We start from the raw sequence: 26,422 nt of genomic DNA on the forward strand, positions 1-26,422 counted from the left end.
TTAATCCGGGAAGTATAGCGATGATGCCCCAACTCCAGAAGGGGAAAAGCAGAACATTACAAATTTATTGTATAGATTTTAGTCTGTTAAAGCTGTCTCCGCCTGCTGTCCGGCGCCATTATACGACAATTTTCGTCCCGCTTTCTCTGTCTCTGGATCATACAAATCCCAAAATGAAAACGCCACGCAAAGGCGTGGCGTTTTTGGCTTTTTTTACCTTACGAGCGCTTCATCATATCGAAGAAGTCATCATTCGTCTTAGTCATTGCCAGTTTATTAATGAGGAACTCCATCGCGTCGATCTCACCCATCGGATGGATAATTTTGCGCAGGATCCACATTTTCTGCAGCTCTTCCTGAGTGGTGAGCAGCTCTTCTTTACGCGTACCGGAACGGTTGTAATCGATAGCCGGGAAGACGCGTTTTTCGGCAATCTTACGAGAGAGGTGCAGCTCCATGTTACCGGTGCCTTTAAACTCTTCGTAGATAACTTCATCCATTTTGGAGCCGGTGTCGATCAGCGCCGTGGCGATGATGGTCAGGCTGCCGCCCTCTTCGACGTTGCGCGCCGCACCGAAGAAACGCTTCGGACGGTGCAGGGCGTTGGCGTCCACACCACCGGTCAGCACTTTACCGGAAGCCGGGACCACGGTGTTGTAGGCGCGCGCCAGACGGGTAATGGAGTCAAGCAGGATGATAACGTCTTTCTTGTGTTCAACCAGACGTTTCGCTTTCTCGATAACCATCTCAGCAACCTGAACGTGACGGGATGCCGGTTCGTCGAAGGTGGAAGCAACCACTTCACCTTTCACCAGACGCTGCATCTCGGTCACTTCTTCCGGACGTTCGTCGATCAGCAGCACCATCAGCACGCAGTCCGGATGGTTATAAGCGATGCTCTGCGCGATGTTCTGCAGCAGCATGGTTTTACCGGCTTTCGGCGGCGCGACGATCAGACCACGCTGGCCGCGGCCAATCGGGGAAGCCAGATCCAGTACGCGAGCGGTTAAGTCTTCGGTAGAACCGTTACCACGCTCCATACGCAGACGAGAATTCGCGTGCAGCGGCGTTAAGTTCTCGAACAGGATCTTGTTACGGGCGTTTTCCGGCTTGTCGTAGTTAACTTCGTTAACTTTCAGCAGCGCAAAGTAACGCTCACCCTCTTTCGGAGGACGAATCTTACCGGAAATGGTGTCACCAGTGCGGAGGTTGAAACGGCGGATTTGGCTGGGGGATACGTAGATGTCGTCAGGGCCGGCGAGGTAGGAGCTGTCTGCGGAGCGGAGGAATCCAAATCCATCCTGCAGTATCTCCAGTACGCCGTCGCCAAAGATATCTTCGCCACTCTTCGAATGCTGCTTGAGGATGGCAAAAATAATATCCTGCTTACGCATACGAGCCAGGTTTTCCAGCCCCATATTTTCGCCGAGAGTAATCAGCTCAGAAACCGGCGTATTCTTTAATTCGGTAAGATTCATAGTGGTGTGGGTTCTTAAACTCGGGGTAAATCTCGAACTTAATGTTGTGAATGGTATGGCAGGAACTTCCATGCCTGTTAACGGCCTTCATCTCGTGTCTGTACGTCGCCTGGTCACAGGAAAGAACGCAGAACTGAAACGACTAGACGGAATGAGTGAAAAGCCCGGAATTAATAGCTTCACGCGCGTTTTTTGCGGGATGCTTCGGGTAAAACAAGATTCAAACAAGGTATGTTTAAAACGAAGTCTGTGGATTAACTTAGCACGACTCCAGCCGGGCGTCCAGAGTTCCGCAAAAAATAGGAATCTGGACGCCGGAACAGCAATTCGCTTACGCCAGGTTGGCGTCGAGGAACTCTTTCAGCTGACCCTTGGACAGTGCGCCGACTTTGGTGGCCGCCACTTCGCCGTTTTTGAACAGCAGCAGGGTTGGGATGCCGCGAATGCCGTACTTCGGCGCGGTGCCCGGGTTCTGGTCGATGTTCAGCTTAGCTACGGTCAGTTTGCCCTGATACTCTTCAGCGATCTCATCCAGAATCGGGGCGATCATTTTGCACGGACCACACCACTCTGCCCAGAAATCGACGAGGGTCAGCCCGTCAGCCTTGAGTACGTCCGTGTCAAAACTGTCGTCAGTCAGGTGAATAATTTTATCGCTCATATTTAACTCCACAGGAATAAGCCTGGTGTGTTGGTGTCGTAGCCATCAACGACGCGCTGCGGCTACGTTATGCACGCTATTCTTCAGGATACCTCAATTCTCTGGTCTGCCAACTGGCGCGATCCCTCATGGACCCACCCTTTGACGCCAGGGTCACCTGAACGCGCACTGCATATTGCAGATTTATCGCTCCCGGCTCGCTTAGTGGTCTAAGCTATCCTGGATTCGTTCAGTTACCGTAGACGTACCTTGAATAATTTCGTACACCGCCAACGAAAGGTTGACGTTATTTCACCGGATACGCTTTCTTAATGCAATAGTTAGCTGATATTCTACCACACTATGAGCAAAACACATTTAACAGAACAGAAGTTTTCCGACTTCGCCCTGCACCCGGCAGTCATTGAAGCCCTTGAAAAGAAAGGGTTTCATAATTGCACACCTATTCAGGCCCTCGCCCTTCCGCTGACGCTGGAAGGCCGCGATGTCGCCGGGCAGGCGCAAACCGGTACCGGTAAAACGATGGCGTTCCTGACGTCGACGTTTCATTATCTTCTCTCTCACCCGGCTATCGCCGATCGCCAGGTTAACCAGCCGCGCGCGCTGATTATGGCGCCGACGCGTGAACTGGCGGTACAGATCCACGCGGACGCTGAACCGCTGGCGCAGGCCACCGGTCTGAAGCTGGGTCTGGCTTACGGCGGCGACGGCTACGATAAGCAGCTGAAAGTGCTGGAAAGCGGCGTCGATATTCTGATCGGTACCACCGGTCGTCTGATCGATTACGCGAAGCAAAACCACATTAACCTCGGCGCCATTCAGGTCGTCGTGCTGGACGAAGCCGATCGCATGTACGATCTCGGCTTTATTAAAGATATCCGCTGGCTGTTCCGCCGCATGCCGCCGGCCACTCAGCGTCTGAACATGCTGTTCTCCGCGACGCTTTCTTATCGCGTACGCGAACTGGCGTTCGAACAAATGAACAACGCCGAGTACGTTGAAGTCGAGCCGGAACAGAAAACGGGCCACCGTATTAAAGAAGAGCTCTTCTACCCGTCCAACGAAGAAAAAATGCGCCTGCTGCAGACGCTGCTGGAAGAAGAGTGGCCCGATCGCGCCATCGTCTTCGCCAATACCAAGCATCGTTGTGAAGATATCTGGGGCCATCTCGCCGCCGACGGCCATCGCGTAGGTCTGCTGACCGGCGACGTGGCGCAGAAAAAACGTCTGCGGATTCTCGAAGAATTTACCCGCGGCGACCTTGATATTCTGGTCGCGACTGACGTTGCCGCTCGTGGCTTGCACATTCCGGCCGTGACCCACGTCTTTAACTACGATCTGCCGGACGACTGCGAAGATTACGTTCACCGCATTGGCCGTACCGGTCGCGCTGGCGCCAGCGGTCACTCCATCAGCCTCGCCTGCGAAGAGTATGCGCTGAACCTGCCGGCTATCGAAACCTATATTGGTCACTCAATTCCGGTCAGCAAGTACAACCCGGACGCGCTGATGACCGACCTGCCTAAGCCGCTGCGACTGACCCGTGCGCGTCCAGGCAACGGCCCGCGCCGCAGCGGTCCACCGCGCAATCGTCGTCGTTCAGGTTAAGAACTCTATGCTATACGCTCAATCATTCAGAATCTGCCAGGGCGCGTTTCCCCGGCAACCCGCTCAGTTACACGGATTGGGCACAAGCGCCCCGTCGACCAGGGAGCCTTCTGAACGATGAAGAGCATGAGCTCCACCTCGCTGTATGCCGCCATTGATTTGGGCTCCAACAGTTTCCATATGTTGGTGGTGCGCGAGGTGGCTGGCAGTATCCAGACGCTGAGCCGCATTAAGCGCAAAGTTCGTCTGGCCGCCGGCCTGAATAGCGACAACACGCTCTCCGCAGAAGCGATGGAGCGCGGCTGGCAGTGCTTACGCCTGTTTGCCGAACGCCTGCAGGATATTCCGCCGGCGCAAATCCGCGTCGTGGCCACCGCCACGCTGCGTCTTGCCGTCAATGCCGGCGAATTTCTGGCGAAAGCGCAGGAGATCCTCGGCAGTCCGGTACAGGTCATTAGCGGTGAAGAAGAAGCGCGCCTGATTTATCAGGGTGTCGCCCACACCACCGGCGGCGCCGATCAGCGTCTGGTGGTCGATATCGGCGGCGCCAGCACCGAACTGGTGACCGGCACCGGCGCGCAAACGACCTCGCTATTTAGCCTGTCGATGGGCTGTGTGACCTGGCTTGAACGCTATTTCGCCGACCGCAGCCTGACGAAAGAGAATTTCGATCTTGCCGAGGCGGCCGCGCGTGAGGTGCTACTGCCCATCGCCGATGTGCTGCGCTATCACGGATGGAAAGTGTGCGTTGGCGCCTCCGGCACCGTTCAGGCTCTGCAGGAAATTATGATGGCGCAGGGGATGGATGAGCGGATCACCCTGACCAAACTCCAGCAGCTTAAACAGCGCGCCATCCAGTGCGGACGCCTGGAAGAGCTGGAGATCGAAGGCTTAACCCTTGAGCGAGCGCTGGTGTTTCCGAGCGGGCTGGCGATCCTTATCGCTATCTTCAGCGAACTGAATATTCAGTGTATGACCCTCGCGGGCGGCGCATTACGGGAAGGGCTGGTGTATGGCATGCTGCATCTCTCCGTTGAACAGGACATCCGCAGCCGCACTCTGCGTAATATTCAGCGTCGTTTTATGATCGACACCGAACAGGCCCAGCGCGTCGCTGGTCTTGCCAGCCACCTGCTCAGCCAGCTGGACGGCTGCTGGGAACTGGATCCGCTGAGCCGCGATTTGCTCCTCAGCGCCTGTGCGTTGCATGAGATTGGCCTGAGCGTGGATTTTAAGCGCGCGCCGCAGCACGCGGCCTATCTGGTCAATAATCTCGACCTGCCCGGCTTTACCCCAGCGCAGAAGAAGCTGATTGCGACGCTGTTGCTTAACCAGACTAACGCCATCGACCTCTCATCGCTTCATCAGCAGAACGCCGTCCCGCCGCGGGTTGCCGAACATCTTTGTCGCCTGCTGCGACTGGCGATACTCTTTGCCAGCCGGCGGCGTGACGATTTGCTGCCCGCCATCAATCTGGTGGCCGATGATGAAAAACTGTCCCTGACGCTGCCGGAAAACTGGCTGGATAATCACCCGCTTGGGGCTGAGCTGATCGAACAGGAATGCCAGTGGCAAAGCTATGTGCACTGGATGCTTGAGGTGAAGTAATACGCTGAACATTGCCGGGCGGCGGCTTCGCCTTACCCGGCCTGCTTATCGCTATCCTTTCTCTTTAGCTTTTGCCAGCATGGCGCGAATGTTCGCCACGTTAGCCTGTCCTTTATGCATTCGCTCTTCAGCGGTAATCACTTTGCGCGCCTGCTCCCAAATCAGATCGTCCTGGGGTAGCTCGAGCAGGAAACGGCTCGGTTCCGGGCGCACCACCTCACCATACTGCCGGCGCTCCTTACAGAGCGTAAAGGTCAGCTCTTTCTGCGCACGGGTGATGCCCACGTAGGCTAACCGGCGCTCTTCATCGACGTTATCTTCATCAATGCTGCTCTGGTGCGGGAGCAATCCCTCCTCCATGCCCACCAGGTAAACATACGGGAACTCCAGCCCTTTTGAGGCATGGAGGGTCATCAGCTGCACCTGATCCAGCTCTTCATCCGATTCGCCGCGCTCCATCATGTCGCGCAGCGTAAAGCGGGTGACCACCTGCGTCAGGGTCATCGGCTCATCGATTTCGCTGCCTTCCAGCATCTCGGTCATCCAGGTGAACAGCTGGTTGACGTTTTTCATGCGCATTTCCGCGGCTTTCGGGCTGGGCGAGGTTTCATACAACCAGGATTCGTAATCAATCCCGCGGATCAAGTCGCGCACGGCGTTGACCGGCTCGCGTTCGGCCAGTTGCTGGATCTCGCGCAGCCAGTGGGTGAAGCGGGTGAGTGATTCATAGCCGCGCCCGGTCAGCATCTGGCTAAGACCCATATCAAAGCTGGCGGTGAACAATCCTTTGTTGCGGCCCATCGCCCACTCACCGAGCTTTTGCAGCGTCGCCGGGCCGATCTCGCGCTTCGGCGTGTTGACGATACGCAGAAAGGCGCTGTCGTCGTCCGGGTTGGTCAGCACGCGCAGATAGGCCAGCAGATCTTTAATTTCCGGGCGCGAGAAGAACGACGTGCCGCCGGAGATTTTGTACGGGATGCGGTTCTGCATCAGCATCTTTTCAAAGACCCGCGACTGGTGATTGCCGCGATAAAGGATCGCGTAGTCTTTGTAATTGGTTTTATTGATAAAGTGGTGGGCGATCAGTTCCCCGGCCACGCGCTCCGCTTCATGATCTTCATTGTTGGCGGAGAGCACTTTCAGCTCAGCGCCGTATCCCAGTTCGGAGAACAGACGCTTTTCAAAAACGTGCGGGTTGTTGGCGATCAGAATGTTAGCGGCTTTCAGAATACGCCCGGAGGAGCGATAGTTCTGCTCAAGCTTGATAACCTGCAGCGCCGGGAAGTCCTGGCTGAGCAGCACCAGGTTCTGTGGCCGCGCGCCGCGCCACGAGTAGATCGACTGGTCATCGTCGCCTACCACGGTAAAACGCGCCCGCTGGCCCACCAGCAGCTTCACCAGCTCATACTGGCTGGTGTTGGTATCCTGATACTCATCCACCAGCAGGTAGCGGATCTTATTCTGCCAGCGTTCGCGCACCTCCTCGTTGCGCTGCAGCAGCAGCGTCGGCAGCAGGATCAGATCGTCAAAATCGAGGACATTGCAGGCCTTCATATGCGCATCGTACAGCCCATAGCAGTGGGCGAAGATGCGGTCCCGTTCGCCTTTCGCACCCGCGGCGGCCTGGGCCGGGGTTTTCAGATCGTTTTTCCAGTTGGAGATCGTCGAGATCAACTGCTGGAGCACCACTTTGTCATCTTCGATCAACCCTTCGGTCAGCTCTTTGAGCAACGCCACCTGGTCGGTATCGTCGAATAAGGAGAAGTTAGACTTCATGCCCAGCGCGGCGTATTCCCGCTTGATGATATCCAGCCCCAGGGTGTGGAAGGTGGAAATCATCAGCCCGCGCGCCTCTTTGCGCCCCAGCGTTTGCCCAACGCGCTCTTTCATCTCGCGCGCGGCTTTGTTGGTAAAGGTCACGGCCGCGATATGGCGCGCCTGATAGCCGCAGCCGCGGATCAGGTGGGCGATTTTATTGGTGATCACGCGGGTCTTACCGGAGCCGGCGCCCGCCAGCACCAGGCACGGTCCGGTTACAAATTCGACGGCTTGTTGTTGGCCAGGGTTTAAACGCATGGGAGTCTTGCTCAATCTTCGAACGGGGTGGGGATTGTAGCAGAAAGCGGAGCCGAGATTTACCGACTGATGGTAAAGTGAAGAAATCGCGATTAACCCATAGAGCAGAACCATGAAAAAGACCGCAGCAGCCCTGCATATCCTGGTCAAAGAAGAAAAACTGGCCCAGGAGATCCTCGCCAAACTGGAGCGGGGCGTCAGCTTCGATCATCTGGCGAAGCGCTATTCCCAATGTCCCTCGGGGCGCAACGGCGGCGACCTGGGCGAGTTTCAGCAAGGCGCGATGGTCGGCCCATTCGATCAGGCGGTCTTTAGCTGCCCGCTTCTCAAGCCCTACGGTCCGGTAAAAACCAAGTTTGGCTACCATATCATTAAGGTGCTTTATCGCCGCTGACGCGTGGTATATTGCGCCCCGATTTATCTCAACCTATTCAAGGCACGATCATGGCAAAAACAGCAGCAGCACTGCATATTCTTGTTAAAGAAGAGAAACTGGCTCTGGATCTTCTGGAGCAGATTAAAAACGGCGCCGACTTCGGTAAGCTGGCAAAGAAACACTCTATTTGCCCATCAGGTAAACGCGGCGGTGATTTAGGTGAATTCCGCCAGGGCCAGATGGTCCCGGCGTTCGATAAAGTGGTCTTCTCCTGCCCGGTGCTGGAGCCAACCGGACCGCTGCATACCCAGTTCGGCTACCACATCATCAAAGTCCTGTACCGGAAATAATAAAAAAACCCGGGGATCTTAATCTCCGGGTTTTTGCCTGATGGCGCTTCGCTTATCAGGCCTACTAAACAAATTCATTCCTCTATGGATTTCAGCTTGCCGGAAGGCGGCCAGGAAGTACACCCCCAGGAACATAGATAACTATGTGACTGGGGTGTACGTACCGTAGCCAACGCATCGGCCAGTCGAAAGACGACGAGGAATTAGCCGGCAACCGCAATACGCTTCATATCGGTCATATAGCCACGCAGTTTGTGACCCACTTTCTCGATCTGGTGGCTGCGGATGGCTTCGTTGACATCACGCAGCTGGGCGTTGTCTACCGCGCCTTCGGCAATCGCCGTACCCAGGTCGCCAGTCTGCAGGGTGGTCATGAACTCTTTCAGCAGCGGTACGCAAGCGTAAGAGAACAGGTAGTTACCATATTCAGCGGTATCGGAGATAACCACGTTCATCTCGTACAGACGCTTACGGGCGATGGTGTTGGCGATCAGCGGCAGCTCGTGCAGTGATTCGTAGTAAGCGGACTCTTCGATGATGCCGGAATCGACCATGGTTTCGAACGCCAGCTCAACGCCTGCTTTCACCATCGCAATCATCAGAACGCCTTTATCGAAGTACTCCTGCTCGCCGATTTTACCTTCATACTGCGGCGCGGTTTCGAACGCGGTTTTACCCGTCTCTTCACGCCAGGTCAGCAGTTTCTTATCGTCGTTCGCCCAGTCCGCCATCATACCGGAGGAGAATTCGCCGGAAATGATGTCGTCCATGTGTTTCTGGAACAGCGGCGCCATAATCTCTTTCAGCTGCTCGGAGAGCGCATAAGCGCGCAGTTTCGCCGGGTTAGAGAGGCGATCCATCATCAGGGTGATGCCGCCCTGCTTCAGCGCTTCGGTGATGGTTTCCCAGCCGAACTGAATCAGTTTTTCTGCATACGCCGGGTCGGTACCTTCCGCCACCAGCTTGTCGAAGCACAGCAGAGAACCCGCCTGCAGCATGCCGCAGAGGATGGTCTGCTCGCCCATCAGGTCAGATTTCACTTCTGCCACGAAGGAAGACTCCAGGACGCCCGCACGGTGGCCGCCGGTCGCCGCTGCCCATGCTTTCGCAATGGCCATGCCTTCGCCTTTCGGGTCATTTTCCGGGTGTACCGCGATAAGCGTCGGTACGCCGAAACCGCGTTTGTACTCTTCACGCACTTCGGTACCCGGGCACTTCGGCGCCACCATCACCACGGTGATGTCTTTACGGATCTGCTCGCCCACTTCCACGATGTTGAAGCCGTGGGAGTAGCCCAGCGCCGCGCCGTCTTTCATCAGCGGCTGTACGGAGCGCACAACGTCAGAGTGCTGTTTGTCCGGGGTCAGGTTAACCACCAGGTCCGCCTGTGGGATCAGCTCTTCATAAGTGCCGACTTTAAAACCGTTTTCGGTCGCTTTACGCCAGGAGGCGCGCTTCTCGGCGATCGCTTCTTTGCGCAGCGCATAGGAGATATCCAGGCCGGAGTCACGCATGTTCAGACCCTGGTTCAGACCCTGCGCGCCGCAGCCGACGATGACCACTTTTTTACCCTGAAGGTAGCTGGCGCCATCGGCGAATTCGTCGCGCGCCATAAAGCGGCATTTGCCCAGCTGTGCCAGCTGCTGGCGCAGGTTCAGTGTATTAAAGTAGTTAGCCATGTCTGTAACTCCGTGATGTTGTGTCGTGCTTATTGTTCGGTTCGCTTTTGCGAGAATGAACTTACTATATGACAGGAATTTTATTGCGGAAATTGATATATTCACAACGTCACGTTGCATTTTATGAAATACAAAACCGGGGAGTACGCGCCGTGGATTTACGCGATCTGAAAACCTTTCTGCATCTGGCGGAAAGCCGCCATTTTGGCCGCAGCGCGCGGGCCATGCACGTCAGCCCGTCGACGCTTTCGCGCCAGATCCAGCGCCTGGAAGAGGACCTCGGCCAGCCGCTGTTCGTGCGAGATAATCGCACGGTGACCCTGACCGAAGCCGGGGAAGAGTTACGCACCTTTGCCCAGCAGACTTTACTGCAGTATCAGCAGCTTCGCCACGCCATCGATCAGCAGGGCCCTTCGCTCTCCGGCGAGCTGCACATCTTCTGCTCTGTCACCGCCGCCTATAGCCATCTGCCGCCGATCCTCGACCGCTTTCGCGCCGCGCATCCCTCGGTAGAGATCAAGCTGTCGACCGGCGATGCCGCCGACGCCATGGAGAAGGTGGTCACCGGCGAAGCCGACCTGGCGATTGCCGGTAAGCCGGAGACCCTGCCAGGGTCGGTGGCGTTTTCGATGCTGGAGAACCTCGCCGTGGTGTTAATTGCCCCGGCCCTTCCCTGCCCGGTGCGCAACCAGGTGACCGTCGAGCGTCCGGACTGGTCGACAGTGCCGTTTATCATGGCTGACCAGGGGCCGGTACGTCGGCGTATCGAGCTGTGGTTTCGACGGCATAAAATCAGCAATCCGTCGATCTACGCCACCGTCGGGGGCCACGAAGCGATGGTGTCGATGGTCGCCCTGGGATGCGGCGTGGCGCTGCTGCCGGAAGTGGTGCTGGAGAACAGCCCGGAGCCGGTACGCAACAGGGTGATGATTCTGGAGCGCAGCGATGAGCAAACCCCGTTCGAGCTCGGCGTTTGCGCACAAAAAAAGCGGCTGCATGAGCCGCTTATTGATGCTTTCTGGAAAATCCTGCCGAACCACTAGCCCGCGAGGAAAAAGCGGAATGCCGGGTTATGGGTCTCATCGTGACACTCATAGCCCAGCTCATTGAGACGAGTTTCAAAGTCCGGCTCGTGCTCGCCCAGCTCGAAGGCCGCCAAAACCCGACCATAGTCGGTACCGTGGCTACGGTAGTGGAACAGCGAAATATTCCAGTGGGTGCCAAGGGTGTGCAGGAACTTCAGCAGCGCCCCCGGGGACTCTGGAAATTCGAAGCTGAACAGCCGCTCCTGCAGCGCTTTGGACGGTCGGCCGCCAACCATATAGCGCACATGGAGCTTGGCCATTTCGTCATCGGAAAGGTCAACGACGCTGTAGCCGCCATCGTTCAGTAACTGGAGGATCTCTTTCCGCTCCTCCAGCCCACGACTCAGACGCACCCCCACAAAGATGCAGGCGTCTTTGGCATCGGCAAAGCGGTAGTTGAACTCGGTCACCGAACGCCCCCCCAGCAGCTGGCAAAACTTCAGAAAGCTGCCTTTCTCTTCCGGGATCGTCACCGCCAGCAGCGCTTCGCGCTGTTCCCCGAGCTCGCAGCGTTCAGACACGTAGCGCAGACCGTGGAAGTTGACGTTGGCCCCGGACAGAATGTGAGCCAGTCGCTCGCCGCGAATATTGTGCTGGGCGACATATTTCTTCATCCCCGCCAGCGCCAGGGCGCCGGAAGGCTCTGCCACCGCCCGCACATCTTCGAACAAATCCTTCATCGCCGCGCAAATAGCGTCGCTGTCGACGGTGATGATGTCGTCCAGATACTCCTGGCACAGACGGAAGGTTTCATCGCCGATGCGTTTGACCGCCACGCCTTCGGCAAACAAGCCGACGCGCGGCAGATCCACCGGATGACCGGCATCCAGCGCCGCCTTCAGGCAGGCCGAATCTTCCGCTTCCACCGCTATCACTTTAATCTGCGGCATCAGTTGCTTGATCAACACCGCCACGCCTGCCGCCAGGCCGCCGCCGCCCACCGGGACGAACACGCGGTCGATGTGGGCATCCTGCTGCAGCAGCTCCAGCGCCAGGGTTCCCTGACCGGCGATGACCATCGGGTGATCGAACGGCGGCACCCAGGTAAAGCCCTGCTGCTGCGCCAGCTCAATCGCTCTCGCCTTCGCTTCGTCAAAATTGGCGCCATGCAGCAGCACTTCGCCGCCAAAGCCGCGAACGGCATCCACTTTGATGTCGGCGGTCGCTACCGGCATCACGATCAGCGCCTTAACGCCCAGCCGCGATGCGGAGAACGCCACGCCCTGGGCATGATTGCCCGCCGAGGCGGTGATCACCCCGTGGGATTTCTGTTCCGCGGTCAGGCTGGACATCATCGCGTAGGCGCCGCGCAGCTTAAAGCTGTGTACCGGTTGGCGATCTTCGCGCTTCACCAGAATAACGTTATCCAGGCGAGAAGAGAGTTTGTCCATTTTTTGCAGCGGCGTTTTCTGCACCGCTTCATAAACCGGCGCGCGCAGCACTGCTCTCAGGTATTCGGCGCCCTCGGGGGCGCCGGAGAGGGGTTGTGAATCCGCCATGATTAGCCACCCAGTTTCGATTTATCGCGAACCGCGCCTTTGTCAGCGCTGGTCGCCAGGCTGGCGTAGGCGCGAAGGGCAAAGGAGACCTGACGCTGGCGATGCTTCGGCGTCCACGCCTGGTCGCCGCGCGCTTCCTGGGCTTCACGACGCGCCGCAATTTCCGCATCGCTCAGCTGCAGCTGGATACTGCGGTTTGGAATATCAATCGCGATCATGTCGCCATCTTCAATGAGCGCAATGTTGCCGCCGCTCGCCGCTTCCGGTGAGACGTGACCGATAGAGAGCCCTGAGGTGCCGCCGGAGAAACGGCCATCGGTGATCAGCGCGCAGGCTTTGCCCAGCCCCATCGACTTCAGGAAGCTGGTGGGGTAAAGCATCTCCTGCATCCCCGGCCCGCCTTTCGGCCCTTCGTAGCGGATCACCACGACGTCGCCTTCAACGACTTTACCGCCGAGGATGGCCTCAACCGCATCGTCCTGGCTCTCATATACTTTCGCCGGACCGGTAAATTTCAGGATGCTGTCGTCCACGCCGGCGGTTTTCACGATACAACCGTTTTCCGCGAAATTGCCGTACAGCACCGCCAGGCCGCCGTCCTTGCTGTAAGCATGTTCCAGAGAACGGATACAGCCTTCGGCGCGATCGTCATCCAGCGTATCCCAGCGGCAGTCTTGCGAGAACGCCTGGGTGGTACGGATGCCCGCCGGGCCGGCGCGGAACATCTTTTTCACCGCATTGTCCTGGGTCACCATCACATCGTACTGTTCCAGGGTCTGCGGCAGCGTCAGGCCGAGGACGTTTTTAACCTCGCGATTCAGCAGCCCGGCGCGGTCCAGCTCGCCCAGAATGCCCAGCACGCCGCCGGCGCGATGCACATCTTCCATATGGTACTTCTGCGTGCTCGGCGCCACCTTACACAGCTGCGGCACTTTGCGGGAGAGCTTATCGATATCGCTCATGGTGAAATCGATTTCAGCTTCCTGCGCCGCCGCCAGCAGGTGCAGAACGGTGTTGGTGGAACCGCCCATGGCGATATCCAGCGTCATGGCGTTCTCAAAGGCCGCCTTGCTGGCGATATTGCGCGGCAGCGCGGAAGCGTCATCCTGCTCGTAATAGCGTTTGGTCAGCTCAACGATACGTTTCCCGGCGTTAAGGAACAGCTCCTTACGATCGGCGTGGGTCGCCAGCAGAGAGCCGTTACCCGGCTGCGACAGGCCCAGCGCTTCGGTCAGGCAGTTCATGGAGTTGGCGGTAAACATCCCGGAACAGGAGCCGCAGGTCGGACAGGCGGAGCGTTCCACCTGATTACTCTGCTCGTCAGACACTTTCGGATCCGCCCCCTGGATCATCGCATCCACCAGGTCGAGCTTGATGATTTTATCTGACAGCTTGGTTTTCCCGGCTTCCATTGGGCCGCCGGACACAAAGATCACCGGAATGTTCAGGCGCAGGGAAGCCATCAACATCCCCGGGGTGATTTTGTCGCAGTTGGAGATACAGACCATCGCATCCGCACAATGGGCGTTAACCATGTACTCCACCGAGTCGGCGATCAGCTCGCGGGATGGCAGTGAATAGAGCATACCCCCGTGGCCCATGGCGATCCCATCATCCACTGCGATGGTGTTGAATTCTTTGGCCACGCCACCGGCGGCTTCAATCTGCTCGGCAACCAGTTTGCCAAGGTCGCGCAGGTGCACGTGCCCAGGAACAAACTGGGTAAAGGAGTTAACGACAGCGATAATCGGTTTGCCGAAATCGGCATCGGTCATCCCGGTTGCGCGCCACAACGCGCGGGCGCCCGCCATATTGCGGCCATGTGTGGTGGTGGCGGAACGGTACTTAGGCATGCTCTTTTTACTCCCATCTGTGTTTATTAAATGGGACGGTGCGTGCCGTCCCATTTTTAATTACTTACTTACCGGATCCAACCAGCCCCATTTATCTTCTGTTTCACCGGTGAAGAGGCCAAAGAAGGCTTCCTGAATGCGTTTGGTGACCGGACCGCGACGGCCTGCGCCGACCTGGATGCCATCCACGCTGCGTACCGGGGTGATTTCCGCCGCGGTGCCGGACATGAAGACTTCATCCGCCAGGTACAGGGATTCACGGGACAATACCTGCTCGCGGACTTCAATACCGAGATCTTTCGCCAGCTTGATGATGGCGTCGCGGGTAATGCCCGGCAGCGCGGAAGAGGTAAACGGCGGAGTGAACAGCACGCCGTCCTTCACTTCAAACAGGTTTTCGCCAGCGCCTTCAGAGATATAGCCGTTAACGTCGAGGGCGATACCTTCCTGGTAGCCATGGCGACGCGCTTCGCTGCCAACCAGCAGCGAGGAGAGATAGTTGCCGCCGGCTTTCGCCGCCGTCGGGATGGTGTTCGGCGCCGCGCGGTTCCAGGAAGAGACCATGGCATCGATCCCCTGCTCCAGCGCTTCTGCGCCGAGGTAGGCTCCCCACGGGAACGCCGCGATGATCACGTCAGTGTTGTAACCCGGAGGCGGGTTTACCCCCATGCCGACATCGCCAACAAACACCAGCGGGCGGATATAAGCGCTGGTCAGATTATTAGTGCGAATGACTTCGCGGCAGGCTTCCATCAGTTCGTCGACGCTCTGGGAGACCGGGAAACGATAAATTTTGGCTGAGTCATGCAGACGCTGCATATGTTCGCGATGACGGAACACCACCGGGCCTTTGTGCGAGTCGTAGCAACGGATGCCTTCGAATACCGAGGTGCCATAGTGCAGCGCATGGGACATCACATGAACTTTCGCTTCGCCCCACGGAACCATCTCGCCATTGAACCAGATGTAATCAGCTTTTTTCGTCGTCATTTTTCTTCCTTTGCGCTCAGGCGCGGATTTGTTGTGATGTGGGTTGCTGGATCTCGACGCAGGCAACGTCGACCAGCTTGCTTAATTGACTAAACAGTAATTCGACGGGCCGCGGGCTGGCAACGGTCAATTCGATATTTATGTTCTGTGCGTCCGCTGCGGTTTCCATGTTCATTGCGCAGATTTGAAAACCACGGTGACGGACAACGCGCAGCACGCGCTCTAAGGTTTCCGGGTTGAAACGTGCCTGTAAAGCGACCTGATGTTGCATCATGATAATTTCTCCAGCATTTCAGAGTTACTGGCGCCGGGCGGCACCAACGGCCAGACATTCTCAAGTTCGTCGATTGAGACATGAAGCAGGTATGGCCCCTGGCTCGAAAGCATGGTGTCGAGTGCCGCTTCAACCTGGTCTTTACGGGTGATGTGTTGGCCAGGAATACCGAAGGCGCTGGCCAGCGTGAGGAAATCAGGGTTATCAGTCAGAGTGGTTTCGCTATAACGTTCCTGGAAAAACAGCTGCTGCCATTGTCGAACCATCCCTAACCGCTGGTTGTCGAGTAATACGATCTTCAGCGGTAACTGCTTGCGTTTTACGGTGCCCAGCTCCTGCACATTCATCATGAAGGAGCCGTCACCAGAGATACAGATCACCGTATCGTTAGGGCGCGCCACCTGGGCGCCAACGGCGGCCGGCAGGCCAAAGCCCATGGTGCCTAAGCCGCTGGAGGTGATGAAGTTTTCCGGGCGGGTATAGGTCATATGCTGAGCCGACCACATCTGATGCTGACCAACGTCGGTTGTCACCACGCTGTCCGCCGGCTTGCGGTCGGAAAGCTGTTTCAGCAACAGCGGCGCGTAGATTGCCTCACCGGGATGATCGTAACGCCAGGCGTGATCGGCACGCAGCGCGGCACTCCGCTCGCGCCAGCCATCAATCGCTAACGGCTGCTGCAGCGCCGGCAGCAAGCGGTTCAGGTCGCCGGTCAGACCGATGTGCGCCTGGCGCAGCTTGTTCAGCTCCGCCGGATCGATGTCCATATGGATCACTTTGGCATGCGGCGCGAAGGTGTTGAGCTTGCCGGTCACGCGATCGTCAAAGCGCGCGCCGACGGCAATCAGCAGATCGCACTCCTGTACCGCCAGGTTGGCCGCCTTGGTGCCGTGCATTCCCAGCATGCCGAGATAATACGGGTAATCGGCGTCCACCACGCCCAGCCCTTTCAGAGTGCAGGTCGCCGGCATCCGGGTTACGGCGAGGAATTCACGCAGCGCCGGTACCGCCTGCGCCATGCCGACCCCGCCGCCAACATACAGCATCGGTTGCTGCGATTGAGCCAGCATCTGCAGAGCCTGAGCCACTTCCGCCTGCGGAAATGCCATCTCATCGGCGACCGTAGAGAAATGGGGATCGAGATCGCCCTGCGCCATCTGAATATCCTTAGGGATATCAACCAGCACCGGGCCTGGACGGCCTGAGTTTGCCACCTGGAAAGCTTCAGCAATGACCCGCGGCAGCTCGTCCAGAGACTGCACGAGGAAACTGTGCTTAGTACAGGCCAGTGACAAACCGAGAACGTCTACCTCCTGGAACGCATCCGTGCCGATGAAGGGTGCGGCCACCTGGCCGGTGATAGCGACAATGGGGATGGAGTCAAGCAAAGCGTCCGCCAGGCCGGTGATCAGGTTGGTTGCGCCCGGGCCGGAAGTCGCGATACATACCCCGGTTTTACCGGTTGCTCGCGCATAACCAATGGCCGCCATGGCTGCCCCTTGCTCATGCCGGCACAGCAGGTGCTCCACGCCGCCGTCATACAGTGCATCGTAAACCGGCATAATTGCGCCACCCGGATAGCCAAAAACGGTGTCGACCCCCTGTGTCCGCAAAGCATGTACCACCCACTGCGCGCCATTCATAGTTAGTTCCCCGTCATAAATCGGGAGAAACAGAATTTTATGCTAAAAGTCATCATCTGCTCCTCGCTTAGGTTATTTCAGTTATAAAAAAACCCCCGGACCTTTCGGTGCGGGGGTCTTAGTTCGTTAAGGCTTGATTATTAAGCCTTTCCTCGTCCAAGTGCAGCCCCGCACGGTGGGATAATAATCACCACCACGCTAATCACGACCAGGCTAATCACTCGTAGAAGGGCTGTCATTTTCTGTACTTTCTGGCTTCTTGTTCGAAGGAATACCTAAAGAGGTACCACAGACATCACATAAAACACAAGATTTTTTTATATCTCTGTTGCTGAGCAGCCTAACAGTTTCAGCAAAAATAATTGTTTTATATGAAAAAAATCAGAAATGAAAAAAATTCAGTTTTCTCTCGCCTGGCGCGCGCTTTTGCGCGTGCCTTGCCCACGCCACTCTCTTTTGCGAGCGAAATTCCATTTTCGGCTAAATGTAACGATATAGCGCGAAAAGTATGGATGTATGGTCCTAACTTCTGACTATTACCGATCCCGTTTTAACACAGGTCAGCCATAATCCTGCCTGGTCCAGGAGGTTTTATGTCGCTCGCCATCGTCTATACCCGCGCGGCGCTCGGTATCGAAGCGCCATTGATTACTGTCGAGGTTCATCTCAGCAACGGTCTGCCCGGCCTGACTATGGTCGGACTGCCGGAGACCACCGTGAAAGAGGCCCGTGACCGGGTTCGCAGCGCCCTGATCAACAGCGGCTACGCTTTCCCTGCGAAGAAAATAACCATTAACCTGGCGCCAGCGGATCTGCCTAAAGAGGGCGGGCGATACGATCTACCTATCGCTCTCGCGCTTCTCGTTGCCTCAGAGCAGCTCAACACGACGCGACTGAATCAATATGAGTTTGTGGGCGAACTCGCCCTCACAGGTGGGTTACGCGGCGTTCCAGGGGCGATCCCCAGCGCAATGGAAGCCATCAAAGCCGGCCGGCGCATCGTCGTCTCCTCTGATAATGCGGCTGAGGTCGGCCTGATCGGCGGCAGCGATTGCCTGGTCGCCGACCATCTGCAGGAGGTGTGTGCTTTTCTCGCGGGGCAGACATCGCTTTCGCCGCCTCTCGCCGAGGCACCCACCGTTGATGAACGCGGCGAAGATCTGCGCGATGTTATCGGCCAGCAGCAGGGCAAGCGAGCGCTGGAGATTGTGGCCGCCGGGGGTCACAACCTGCTCCTGATCGGCCCACCCGGCACCGGGAAAACCATGCTTGCCAGCCGGCTACCCGGTCTCCTGCCGCCATTAAGCAATCAGGAAGCCCTGGAGAGCACGGCCATTCAGAGCCTGGTCAATCTGCATACCGCGAAGACCCGGTGGCGTCAGAGGCCGTTTCGCGCACCTCATCATAGCGCTTCGCTGGCAGCGATGGTGGGCGGCGGCTCGATACCGGTCCCCGGTGAGATTTCCCTGGCCCATAATGGCGTGCTGTTTCTTGATGAGCTGCCGGAGTTTGAGCGGCGTGTACTGGATGCGCTGCGCGAACCCATTGAGTCAGGCAAGATCCATATATCACGCTCGCGCGCCAAAATTGACTATCCGGCGCGCTTTCAGCTTATCGCGGCAATGAACCCAAGCCCGACAGGGCATTATCAGGGCAAACATAATCGTACATCGCCTGAGCAGACATTACGTTATCTGGGACGTCTGTCAGGCCCCTTCCTTGACCGCTTCGATCTCTCCTTAGAGATCCCGCTGCCGCCGCCAGGGATACTGAGCCAGGGCACGCAGGGCGAAGAGTCTAGCGCAACGGTCCGGCAGCGGGTGCTGGCGGCGCGCGAACGGCAAATGCTCAGGCAAAATAAGCTCAATGCTCATCTTGAGAATCGTGAAATGAAGAGCTGCTGCCACTTACGGCGGGAGGACGCTGTCTGGCTGGAACAGACGCTAACGCAGTTGGGGCTCTCTATTCGAGCCTGGCAGCGTCTGTTAAAGGTGGCGAGAACCATTGCCGATCTGGCAGAGGCTGAAGAGATTGAACGCCGTCATTTGCAGGAGGCGCTCAGCTATCGGGCGATAGACCGGATGCTAAACCATCTGCAGAAAATGATGGCGTAAAAAAAGGGCTTACGCCCTTTTTTCTTAGTCATCGCTTTCGGTGTAATCGTCAGCGCCTTCCATCTGCGGTTTGCCGCCGGAAAGGGTATGGAAACGCTTCGGCCGCTTGATGCGCGCCATATACTTAATCCATACGCGTTCTGCTTCCGTTACCGGCTCACGCTCACCACGGCACACCGAGACAAACTGTTTTTCATCATCGGTAACAGGTTCGCGTTTACCCAGTTCCAGTTCGTTAAAGGCATAACCATGACGTTCCAGCAGTTGCGCCTCTTTGATGGTGAAATCACCGTGACGGGAGAACCCGCGTGGATAATTTTTATTGTCGAAAAAACGATTAGTCGTCGTAAAGCTTTCCGCCATCCTACACGCTCCTGATTCTTTGGCCGAGCTATTTATGGCGCGGAGTATTAGTTACGCTTGACAGAGCGTCAAACAAAACATTTAAATCATCACGACAAATAATTTTGTGGAGAACGGTGTGGATACGGAATTGCTCAAGACTTTCCTGGAAGTGAGCAGAACTCGTCACTTTGGGCGAGCAGCAGAGGCGCTTTACCTGACGCAGTCAGCGGTCAGCTTTCGTATTCGTCAGCTGGAAAATCAACTTGGTGTGAACCTGTTCACCCGACATCGTAATAACATTCGCCTGACGACGGCCGGAGAAAAGCTCCTGCCTTACGCCGAAACGTTAATGAATACCTGGCAGGCTGCGCGCAAGGAGGTCGCACACTCTTCGCGACATAATGAATTCTCCATCGGAGCCAGCGCCTCGCTGTGGGAATGCATGCTTAACGGCTGGCTCGGCACCCTCTACAGCGCACCTTACAATCTCCAGTTTGAAGCGCGTATCGCGCAGCGGCAGTCGCTGGTTAAACAGCTTCATGAACGCCAGTTGGATCTGCTGATCACCACCGAATCGCCGAAGATGGATGAATTAAGCAGCCAGCTGTTGGGTAATTTTACCCTTGCCTTGTATTGCGCATCCCCTGCAAAAAACAGAAATGAATTGAATTACTTGCGCCTTGAATGGGGGCCTGACTTTCAGCAAAACGAAGTGGGTCTGATAGGAAGCGATGATGTTCCGCTGCTCACTACCTCTTCAGCTGAATTGATCTACCAGCAATTATCACGCCTGAACGGCTGCTGTTGGCTACCTGTTCGCTGGGCCAAAGAGAAACATGGGTTACATACGGTCATGGACAGCGCTACGCTTTCCCGCCCACTCTATGCGATCTGGTTACAAAATAGCGATAAGCAGGCGCAGATCCACGAGATCCTGAAAAGCCCTATCCTGGAATAAGCTGTACTCTCCATGGACGGAGAGAAGCAAGGTCTTTTGAACAGGGATATTGCAGATGGAGAGTAGAGATAAAAAAAAATCCTTTGCCTGAGCAAAGGATTCTTATAAATGGCAGGGGCGGAGAGACTCGAACTCCCAACACCCGGTTTTGGAGACCGGTGCTCTACCAATTGAACTACGCCCCTAAAGCTTTCTTACCACTAAGCCTGCTATCTGAGCAGGCTTAATGTTAAATAAGTGGCGGAACGGACGGGACTCGAACCCGCGACCCCCTGCGTGACAGGCAGGTATTCTAACCGACTGAACTACCGCTCCACCGAATTTTTTCGCTTTATTACCACCGGTTGTCACCCCGGCTTACTGCAATTTGATGCCTGGCAGTTCCCTACTCTCACATGGGGAGACCCCACACTACCATCGGCGCTACGGCGTTTCACTTCTGAGTTCGGCATGGGGTCAGGTGGGACCACCGCGCTAGTGCCGCCAGGCAAATTCTTTGTGCTCAGTACGCAATTCTTTATCGCATCAGCTGCGTTGCCTGCGCTCGCAAAGTCAGTCACATACTTCAGTATGCTCCTTCCTTTCCTTCGCTCGTCGCCTTGCTGCTGCGCAAATTATTGCGTACTCAACTCTGAATCTAAGCTGAAAATCTTCTCTCAATCCGCCAAAACATCTTCGGCGTTGTAAGGTTAAGCCTCACGGTTCATTAGTACCGGTTAGCTCAACGCATCGCTGCGCTTACACACCCGGCCTATCAACGTCGTCGTCTTCAACGTTCCTTCAGGAGACTTAAAGTCTCAGGGAGAACTCATCTCGGGGCAAGTTTCGTGCTTAGATGCTTTCAGCACTTATCTCTTCCGCATTTAGCTACCGGGCAGTGCCATTGGCATGACAACCCGAACACCAGTGATGCGTCCACTCCGGTCCTCTCGTACTAGGAGCAGCCCCCCTCAATTCTCCAGCGCCCACGGCAGATAGGGACCGAACTGTCTCACGACGTTCTAAACCCAGCTCGCGTACCACTTTAAATGGCGAACAGCCATACCCTTGGGACCTACTTCAGCCCCAGGATGTGATGAGCCGACATCGAGGTGCCAAACACCGCCGTCGATATGAACTCTTGGGCGGTATCAGCCTGTTATCCCCGGAGTACCTTTTATCCGTTGAGCGATGGCCCTTCCATTCAGAACCACCGGATCACTATGACCTGCTTTCGCACCTGCTCGCGCCGTCACGCTCGCAGTCAAGCTAGCTTATGCCATTGCACTAACCTCCTGATGTCCGACCAGGATTAGCTAACCTTCGTGCTCCTCCGTTACGCTTTGGGAGGAGACCGCCCCAGTCAAACTACCCACCAGACACTGTCCGCAACCCCGATTAGGGGCCCACGTTAGAACATCAAACATTAAAGGGTGGTATTTCAAGGTTGGCTCCACGCAGACTGGCGTCCACGCTTCAAAGCCTCCCACCTATCCTACACATCAAGGCTCAATGTTCAGTGTCAAGCTATAGTAAAGGTTCACGGGGTCTTTCCGTCTTGCCGCGGGTACACTGCATCTTCACAGCGAGTTCAATTTCACTGAGTCTCGGGTGGAGACAGCCTGGCCATCATTACGCCATTCGTGCAGGTCGGAACTTACCCGACAAGGAATTTCGCTACCTTAGGACCGTTATAGTTACGGCCGCCGTTTACCGGGGCTTCGATCAAGAGCTTCTCCTTACGGATAACCCCATCAATTAACCTTCCGGCACCGGGCAGGCGTCACACCGTATACGTCCACTTTCGTGTTTGCACAGTGCTGTGTTTTTAATAAACAGTTGCAGCCAGCTGGTATCTTCGACTGGTCTCAGCTCCATCCGCAGGGACTTCACCTACACACCAGCGTGCCTTCTCCCGAAGTTACGGCACCATTTTGCCTAGTTCCTTCACCCGAGTTCTCTCAAGCGCCTTGGTATTCTCTACCTGACCACCTGTGTCGGTTTGGGGTACGATTTGATGTTACCTGATGCTTAGAGGCTTTTCCTGGAAGCAGGGCATTTGTTACTTCAGCACCGTAGTGCCTCGTCATCACACCTCAGCCTTGATTATCCGGATTTGCCTGGATAACCAGCCTACATGCTTAAACCGGGACAACCGTCGCCCGGCTAACATAGCCTTCTCCGTCCCCCCTTCGCAGTAACACCAAGTACAGGAATATTAACCTGTTTCCCATCGACTACGCCTTTCGGCCTCGCCTTAGGGGTCGACTCACCCTGCCCCGATTAACGTTGGACAGGAACCCTTGGTCTTCCGGCGAGCGGGCTTTTCACCCGCTTTATCGTTACTTATGTCAGCATTCGCACTTCTGATACCTCCAGCAACCCTCACAGGCCACCTTCGCAGGCTTACAGAACGCTCCCCTACCCAACAACACATCGTGTCGCTGCCGCAGCTTCGGTGCATGGTTTAGCCCCGTTACATCTTCCGCGCAGGCCGACTCGACCAGTGAGCTATTACGCTTTCTTTAAATGATGGCTGCTTCTAAGCCAACATCCTGGCTGTCTGTGCCTTCCCACATCGTTTCCCACTTAACCATGACTTTGGGACCTTAGCTGGCGGTCTGGGTTGTTTCCCTCTTCACGACGGACGTTAGCACCCGCCGTGTGTCTCCCGTGATAACATTCTTCGGTATTCGTAGTTTGCATCGGGTTGGTAAGTCGGGATGACCCCCTAGCCGAAACAGTGCTCTACCCCCGAAGATGAGTTCACGAGGCGCTACCTAAATAGCTTTCGGGGAGAACCAGCTATCTCCCGGTTTGATTGGCCTTTCACCCCCAGCCACAAGTCATCCGCTAATTTTTCAACATTAGTCGGTTCGGTCCTCCAGTTAGTGTTACCCAACCTTCAACCTGCCCATGGCTAGATCACCGGGTTTCGGGTCTATACCCTGCAACTTAACGCCCAGTTAAGACTCGGTTTCCCTGCGGCTCCCCTATACGGTTAACCTTGCTACAGAATATAAGTCGCTGACCCATTATACAAAAGGTACGCAGTCACACCCGAAGGTGCTCCCACTGCTTGTACGTACACGGTTTCAGGTTCTTTTTCACTCCCCTCGCCGGGGTTCTTTTCGCCTTTCCCTCACGGTACTGGTTCACTATCGGTCAGTCAGGAGTATTTAGCCTTGGAGGATGGTCCCCCCATATTCAGACAGGATACCACGTGTCCCGCCCTACTCTTCGAGTTCACAACCTGTGCATTTTGGTGTACGGGACTATCACCCTGTACCGTCGGACTTTCCAGACCGTTCCACTAACACACAAGCTGATTCAGACTCTGGGCTGCTCCCCGTTCGCTCGCCGCTACTGGGGGAATCTCGGTTGATTTCTTTTCCTCGGGGTACTTAGATGTTTCAGTTCCCCCGGTTCGCCTCGTTAACCTATGTATTCAGTTAACGATAGTGCAACGAATTGCACTGGGTTTCCCCATTCGGACATCGCCGGTTATAACGGTTCATATCACCTTACCGACGCTTTTCGCAGATTAGCACGTCCTTCATCGCCTCTGACTGCCAGGGCATCCACCGTGTACGCTTAGTCGCTTAACCTCACAACCCGAAGATGTTTCGTAAAACATCATCGTGTCGCGAAAATTTGAGAGACTCGAACACACATTAACTGTGTGTCGTTTCAATTTTCAGCTTGATCCAGATTTTTAAAGAGCAAAACTTCGCAGTGCACCTTTTCAGGTTCACTCTGAAGTTTTCTTGTGTTCGCAGTAAAGATGGTGGAGCTATGCGGGATCGAACCGCAGACCTCCTGCGTGCAAAGCAGGCGCTCTCCCAGCTGAGCTATAGCCCCATCGTTTGCAACCTCTTCAAATTTGCTTCGCAAATTTGGTAGGCCTGAGTGGACTTGAACCACCGACCTCACCCTTATCAGGGGTGCGCTCTAACCACCTGAGCTACAAGCCTGTAGAGGTTTTTTACTGCTGTTTTTCATCAGACAATCTGTGTGAGCACTACAAAGGCAGGTTCTTTAAGGTAAGGAGGTGATCCAACCGCAGGTTCCCCTACGGTTACCTTGTTACGACTTCACCCCAGTCATGAATCACAAAGTGGTAAGCGCCCTCCCGAAGGTTAAGCTACCTACTTCTTTTGCAACCCACTCCCATGGTGTGACGGGCGGTGTGTACAAGGCCCGGGAACGTATTCACCGTAGCATTCTGATCTACGATTACTAGCGATTCCGACTTCATGGAGTCGAGTTGCAGACTCCAATCCGGACTACGACATACTTTATGAGGTCCGCTTGCTCTCGCGAGGTCGCTTCTCTTTGTATATGCCATTGTAGCACGTGTGTAGCCCTGGTCGTAAGGGCCATGATGACTTGACGTCATCCCCACCTTCCTCCAGTTTATCACTGGCAGTCTCCTTTGAGTTCCCGGCCTAACCGCTGGCAACAAAGGATAAGGGTTGCGCTCGTTGCGGGACTTAACCCAACATTTCACAACACGAGCTGACGACAGCCATGCAGCACCTGTCTCACAGTTCCCGAAGGCACCAAAGCATCTCTGCTAAGTTCTGTGGATGTCAAGACCAGGTAAGGTTCTTCGCGTTGCATCGAATTAAACCACATGCTCCACCGCTTGTGCGGGCCCCCGTCAATTCATTTGAGTTTTAACCTTGCGGCCGTACTCCCCAGGCGGTCGATTTAACGCGTTAGCTCCGGAAGCCACGCCTCAAGGGCACAACCTCCAAATCGACATCGTTTACGGCGTGGACTACCAGGGTATCTAATCCTGTTTGCTCCCCACGCTTTCGCACCTGAGCGTCAGTCTTTGTCCAGGGGGCCGCCTTCGCCACCGGTATTCCTCCAGATCTCTACGCATTTCACCGCTACACCTGGAATTCTACCCCCCTCTACAAGACTCTAGCCTGCCAGTTTCGAATGCAGTTCCCAGGTTGAGCCCGGGGATTTCACATCCGACTTGACAGACCGCCTGCGTGCGCTTTACGCCCAGTAATTCCGATTAACGCTTGCACCCTCCGTATTACCGCGGCTGCTGGCACGGAGTTAGCCGGTGCTTCTTCTGCGGGTAACGTCAATCGACAAGGTTATTAACCTTATCGCCTTCCTCCCCGCTGAAAGTGCTTTACAACCCGAAGGCCTTCTTCACACACGCGGCATGGCTGCATCAGGCTTGCGCCCATTGTGCAATATTCCCCACTGCTGCCTCCCGTAGGAGTCTGGACCGTGTCTCAGTTCCAGTGTGGCTGGTCATCCTCTCAGACCAGCTAGGGATCGTCGCCTAGGTGAGCCGTTACCCCACCTACTAGCTAATCCCATCTGGGCACATCTGATGGCATGAGGCCCGAAGGTCCCCCACTTTGGTCTTGCGACGTTATGCGGTATTAGCTACCGTTTCCAGTAGTTATCCCCCTCCATCAGGCAGTTTCCCAGACATTACTCACCCGTCCGCCGCTCGTCACCCGAGAGCAAGCTCTCTGTGCTACCGCTCGACTTGCATGTGTTAGGCCTGCCGCCAGCGTTCAATCTGAGCCATGATCAAACTCTTCAATTTAAGTTTGATGCTCAAAGAATTAAACTTCGTAATGAATTACGTGTTCACTCTTGAGACTTGGTATTCATTTTTCGTCCGAGGACGTTAAGAATCCATGTCACTTTGAGTGCCCACACAGATTGTCTGATAAATTGTTAAAGAGCAGTTGCAACGCGGCTTTCAGCTCACCGTTGCGAGGTCCCGTATAATACGTTTTCCTCATTCAGAGTCAAGCCCTTATTTTGCTTTTCTCTGTCGGTTTTCAGCGCTGAACTTCATCGCC

At 55.8% G+C, this 26,422-nt stretch carries 19 protein-coding genes, 4 tRNA genes and 3 rRNA genes; 7 read left to right on the forward strand and 19 right to left on the reverse strand.

All coding sequences use genetic code 11. The features are described 5' to 3' along the window. Positions 1-218: 218 nt before the first annotated feature. Positions 219-1,478, reverse strand: coding sequence for a transcription termination factor Rho (gene rho / locus LGM20_RS24680; protein ID WP_002883293.1), 1,260 nt, complete (start codon positions 1,476-1,478; stop codon positions 219-221). Positions 1,479-1,809: 331 nt separating this feature from the next. Further along, positions 1,810-2,139: a thioredoxin TrxA gene (trxA, locus tag LGM20_RS24685; RefSeq protein WP_002883224.1), complete on the reverse strand. Its 330-nt coding sequence runs from the start codon at positions 2,137-2,139 to the stop codon at positions 1,810-1,812. 342 nt (positions 2,140-2,481) lie between these two features. Here trxA and rhlB point away from each other — a divergent pair, with 342 nt between their 5' ends. Both rhlB and gppA read left to right on the forward strand, forming a co-directional pair. Further along, positions 2,482-3,747: an ATP-dependent RNA helicase RhlB gene (gene rhlB, locus LGM20_RS24690; RefSeq protein ID WP_023291550.1), complete on the forward strand. Its 1,266-nt coding sequence runs from the start codon at positions 2,482-2,484 to the stop codon at positions 3,745-3,747. 117 nt (positions 3,748-3,864) lie between these two features. Next, positions 3,865-5,355 (forward strand): guanosine-5'-triphosphate,3'-diphosphate diphosphatase, encoded by a 1,491-nt coding sequence (gene gppA, locus LGM20_RS24695; RefSeq protein ID WP_023291549.1) that lies wholly within the window; start codon positions 3,865-3,867, stop codon positions 5,353-5,355. A gap of 51 nt (positions 5,356-5,406) precedes the next feature. Here gppA and rep read toward each other — a convergent pair whose 3' ends face one another. After that, on the reverse strand, positions 5,407-7,431 hold the full coding sequence (gene rep / locus LGM20_RS24700) for a DNA helicase Rep (RefSeq protein ID WP_044521744.1): 2,025 nt from the start codon (positions 7,429-7,431) through the stop codon (positions 5,407-5,409). A 112-nt stretch (positions 7,432-7,543) separates the two neighbouring features. On the opposite strand from rep, the gene ppiC (LGM20_RS24705) reads away from it, so the two are divergent. Next, entirely contained in the window at positions 7,544-7,825 is a 282-nt protein-coding gene (gene ppiC / locus LGM20_RS24705) for a peptidylprolyl isomerase PpiC (RefSeq protein ID WP_032454495.1), read from the forward strand. A gap of 50 nt (positions 7,826-7,875) precedes the next feature. Beyond that, complete coding sequence (gene ppiC, locus LGM20_RS24710; RefSeq protein WP_004886861.1) at positions 7,876-8,157, forward strand: peptidylprolyl isomerase PpiC; 282 nt, start codon at positions 7,876-7,878, stop codon at positions 8,155-8,157. A 203-nt stretch (positions 8,158-8,360) separates the two neighbouring features. On the opposite strand, the gene ilvC is transcribed toward ppiC (LGM20_RS24710), so the two are convergent. Continuing rightward, on the reverse strand, positions 8,361-9,836 hold the full coding sequence (gene ilvC, locus LGM20_RS24715) for a ketol-acid reductoisomerase (protein WP_023291546.1): 1,476 nt from the start codon (positions 9,834-9,836) through the stop codon (positions 8,361-8,363). A 152-nt stretch (positions 9,837-9,988) separates the two neighbouring features. On the opposite strand from ilvC, the gene ilvY reads away from it, so the two are divergent. Then, positions 9,989-10,879 carry an HTH-type transcriptional activator IlvY gene (gene ilvY / locus LGM20_RS24720; RefSeq protein WP_012543253.1) on the forward strand — a complete coding sequence of 297 codons (891 nt, stop codon included), beginning with the start codon at positions 9,989-9,991 and terminating at the stop codon, positions 10,877-10,879. Here ilvY and ilvA read toward each other — a convergent pair. The 7 genes from ilvA to ilvL form a co-directional block, all read right to left on the reverse strand. Further along, complete coding sequence (gene ilvA / locus LGM20_RS24725) at positions 10,876-12,420, reverse strand: threonine ammonia-lyase, biosynthetic (RefSeq protein ID WP_017899412.1); 1,545 nt, start codon at positions 12,418-12,420, stop codon at positions 10,876-10,878. The two genes, ilvY and ilvA, sit on opposite strands and share 4 nt — an antisense overlap. Before the next feature lie 2 nt (positions 12,421-12,422). Then, positions 12,423-14,273 (reverse strand): dihydroxy-acid dehydratase, encoded by a 1,851-nt coding sequence (ilvD, locus tag LGM20_RS24730; RefSeq protein WP_044521741.1) that lies wholly within the window; start codon positions 14,271-14,273, stop codon positions 12,423-12,425. Between the two features lie 60 nt (positions 14,274-14,333). After that, entirely contained in the window at positions 14,334-15,263 is a 930-nt protein-coding gene (gene ilvE, locus LGM20_RS24735) for a branched-chain-amino-acid transaminase (protein WP_002883171.1), read from the reverse strand. Between the two features lie 16 nt (positions 15,264-15,279). Then, positions 15,280-15,537, reverse strand: coding sequence for an acetolactate synthase 2 small subunit (gene ilvM, locus LGM20_RS24740; protein ID WP_004886870.1), 258 nt, complete (start codon positions 15,535-15,537; stop codon positions 15,280-15,282). Further along, the gene (gene ilvG, locus LGM20_RS24745; RefSeq protein ID WP_023291544.1) at positions 15,534-17,180 is read right to left on the reverse strand and encodes an acetolactate synthase 2 catalytic subunit; all 1,647 of its coding nucleotides are present in this window, start codon (positions 17,178-17,180) and stop codon (positions 15,534-15,536) included. Before ilvG ends, ilvM begins: the two co-directional genes overlap by 4 nt. Before the next feature lie 2 nt (positions 17,181-17,182). Continuing rightward, positions 17,183-17,236 (reverse strand): peptide IlvX, encoded by a 54-nt coding sequence (gene ilvX / locus LGM20_RS26670; protein ID WP_201281575.1) that lies wholly within the window; start codon positions 17,234-17,236, stop codon positions 17,183-17,185. Positions 17,237-17,320: 84 nt separating this feature from the next. Beyond that, entirely contained in the window at positions 17,321-17,419 is a 99-nt protein-coding gene (gene ilvL, locus LGM20_RS24755; RefSeq protein ID WP_001311244.1) for an ilv operon leader peptide, read from the reverse strand. Positions 17,420-17,773: 354 nt separating this feature from the next. Here ilvL and LGM20_RS24760 point away from each other — a divergent pair, with 354 nt between their 5' ends. Continuing rightward, a complete protein-coding gene (locus LGM20_RS24760) occupies positions 17,774-19,294 on the forward strand; it encodes a YifB family Mg chelatase-like AAA ATPase (RefSeq protein ID WP_023319436.1) in 1,521 nt (506 codons plus the stop codon). Positions 19,295-19,318: 24 nt separating this feature from the next. Here LGM20_RS24760 and LGM20_RS24765 read toward each other — a convergent pair whose 3' ends face one another. After that, positions 19,319-19,657: a MaoP family protein gene (locus LGM20_RS24765; protein ID WP_004886877.1), complete on the reverse strand. Its 339-nt coding sequence runs from the start codon at positions 19,655-19,657 to the stop codon at positions 19,319-19,321. 118 nt (positions 19,658-19,775) lie between these two features. Between LGM20_RS24765 and hdfR the strand changes: the two genes are divergently transcribed. Next, complete coding sequence (hdfR, locus tag LGM20_RS24770) at positions 19,776-20,597, forward strand: HTH-type transcriptional regulator HdfR (RefSeq protein ID WP_023291542.1); 822 nt, start codon at positions 19,776-19,778, stop codon at positions 20,595-20,597. A 109-nt stretch (positions 20,598-20,706) separates the two neighbouring features. On the opposite strand, the gene LGM20_RS24775 is transcribed toward hdfR, so the two are convergent. The 7 genes from LGM20_RS24775 to LGM20_RS24805 form a co-directional block, all read right to left on the reverse strand. After that, positions 20,707-20,782 (reverse strand) — tRNA-Trp (locus LGM20_RS24775). A 53-nt stretch (positions 20,783-20,835) separates the two neighbouring features. After that, positions 20,836-20,912, reverse strand: a tRNA-Asp gene (locus tag LGM20_RS24780). 57 nt (positions 20,913-20,969) lie between these two features. Further along, a 5S ribosomal RNA gene (gene rrf / locus LGM20_RS24785) occupies positions 20,970-21,085 on the reverse strand. Positions 21,086-21,282: 197 nt separating this feature from the next. Further along, positions 21,283-24,184, reverse strand: a 23S ribosomal RNA gene (locus LGM20_RS24790). Positions 24,185-24,361: 177 nt separating this feature from the next. Then, positions 24,362-24,437 (reverse strand) — tRNA-Ala (locus LGM20_RS24795). Positions 24,438-24,473: 36 nt separating this feature from the next. Then, positions 24,474-24,550, reverse strand: a tRNA-Ile gene (locus tag LGM20_RS24800). A 70-nt stretch (positions 24,551-24,620) separates the two neighbouring features. Continuing rightward, positions 24,621-26,160: ribosomal RNA gene (locus LGM20_RS24805) — 16S ribosomal RNA — on the reverse strand. The 16S, 23S and 5S rRNA genes sit together here with 4 tRNA genes alongside, the layout of an rRNA operon. Positions 26,161-26,422 lie beyond the last annotated feature (262 nt).

It is taken from the genome of Klebsiella quasipneumoniae subsp. quasipneumoniae (assembly GCF_020525925.1).
Lineage (GTDB): Bacteria > Pseudomonadota > Gammaproteobacteria > Enterobacterales > Enterobacteriaceae > Klebsiella > Klebsiella quasipneumoniae.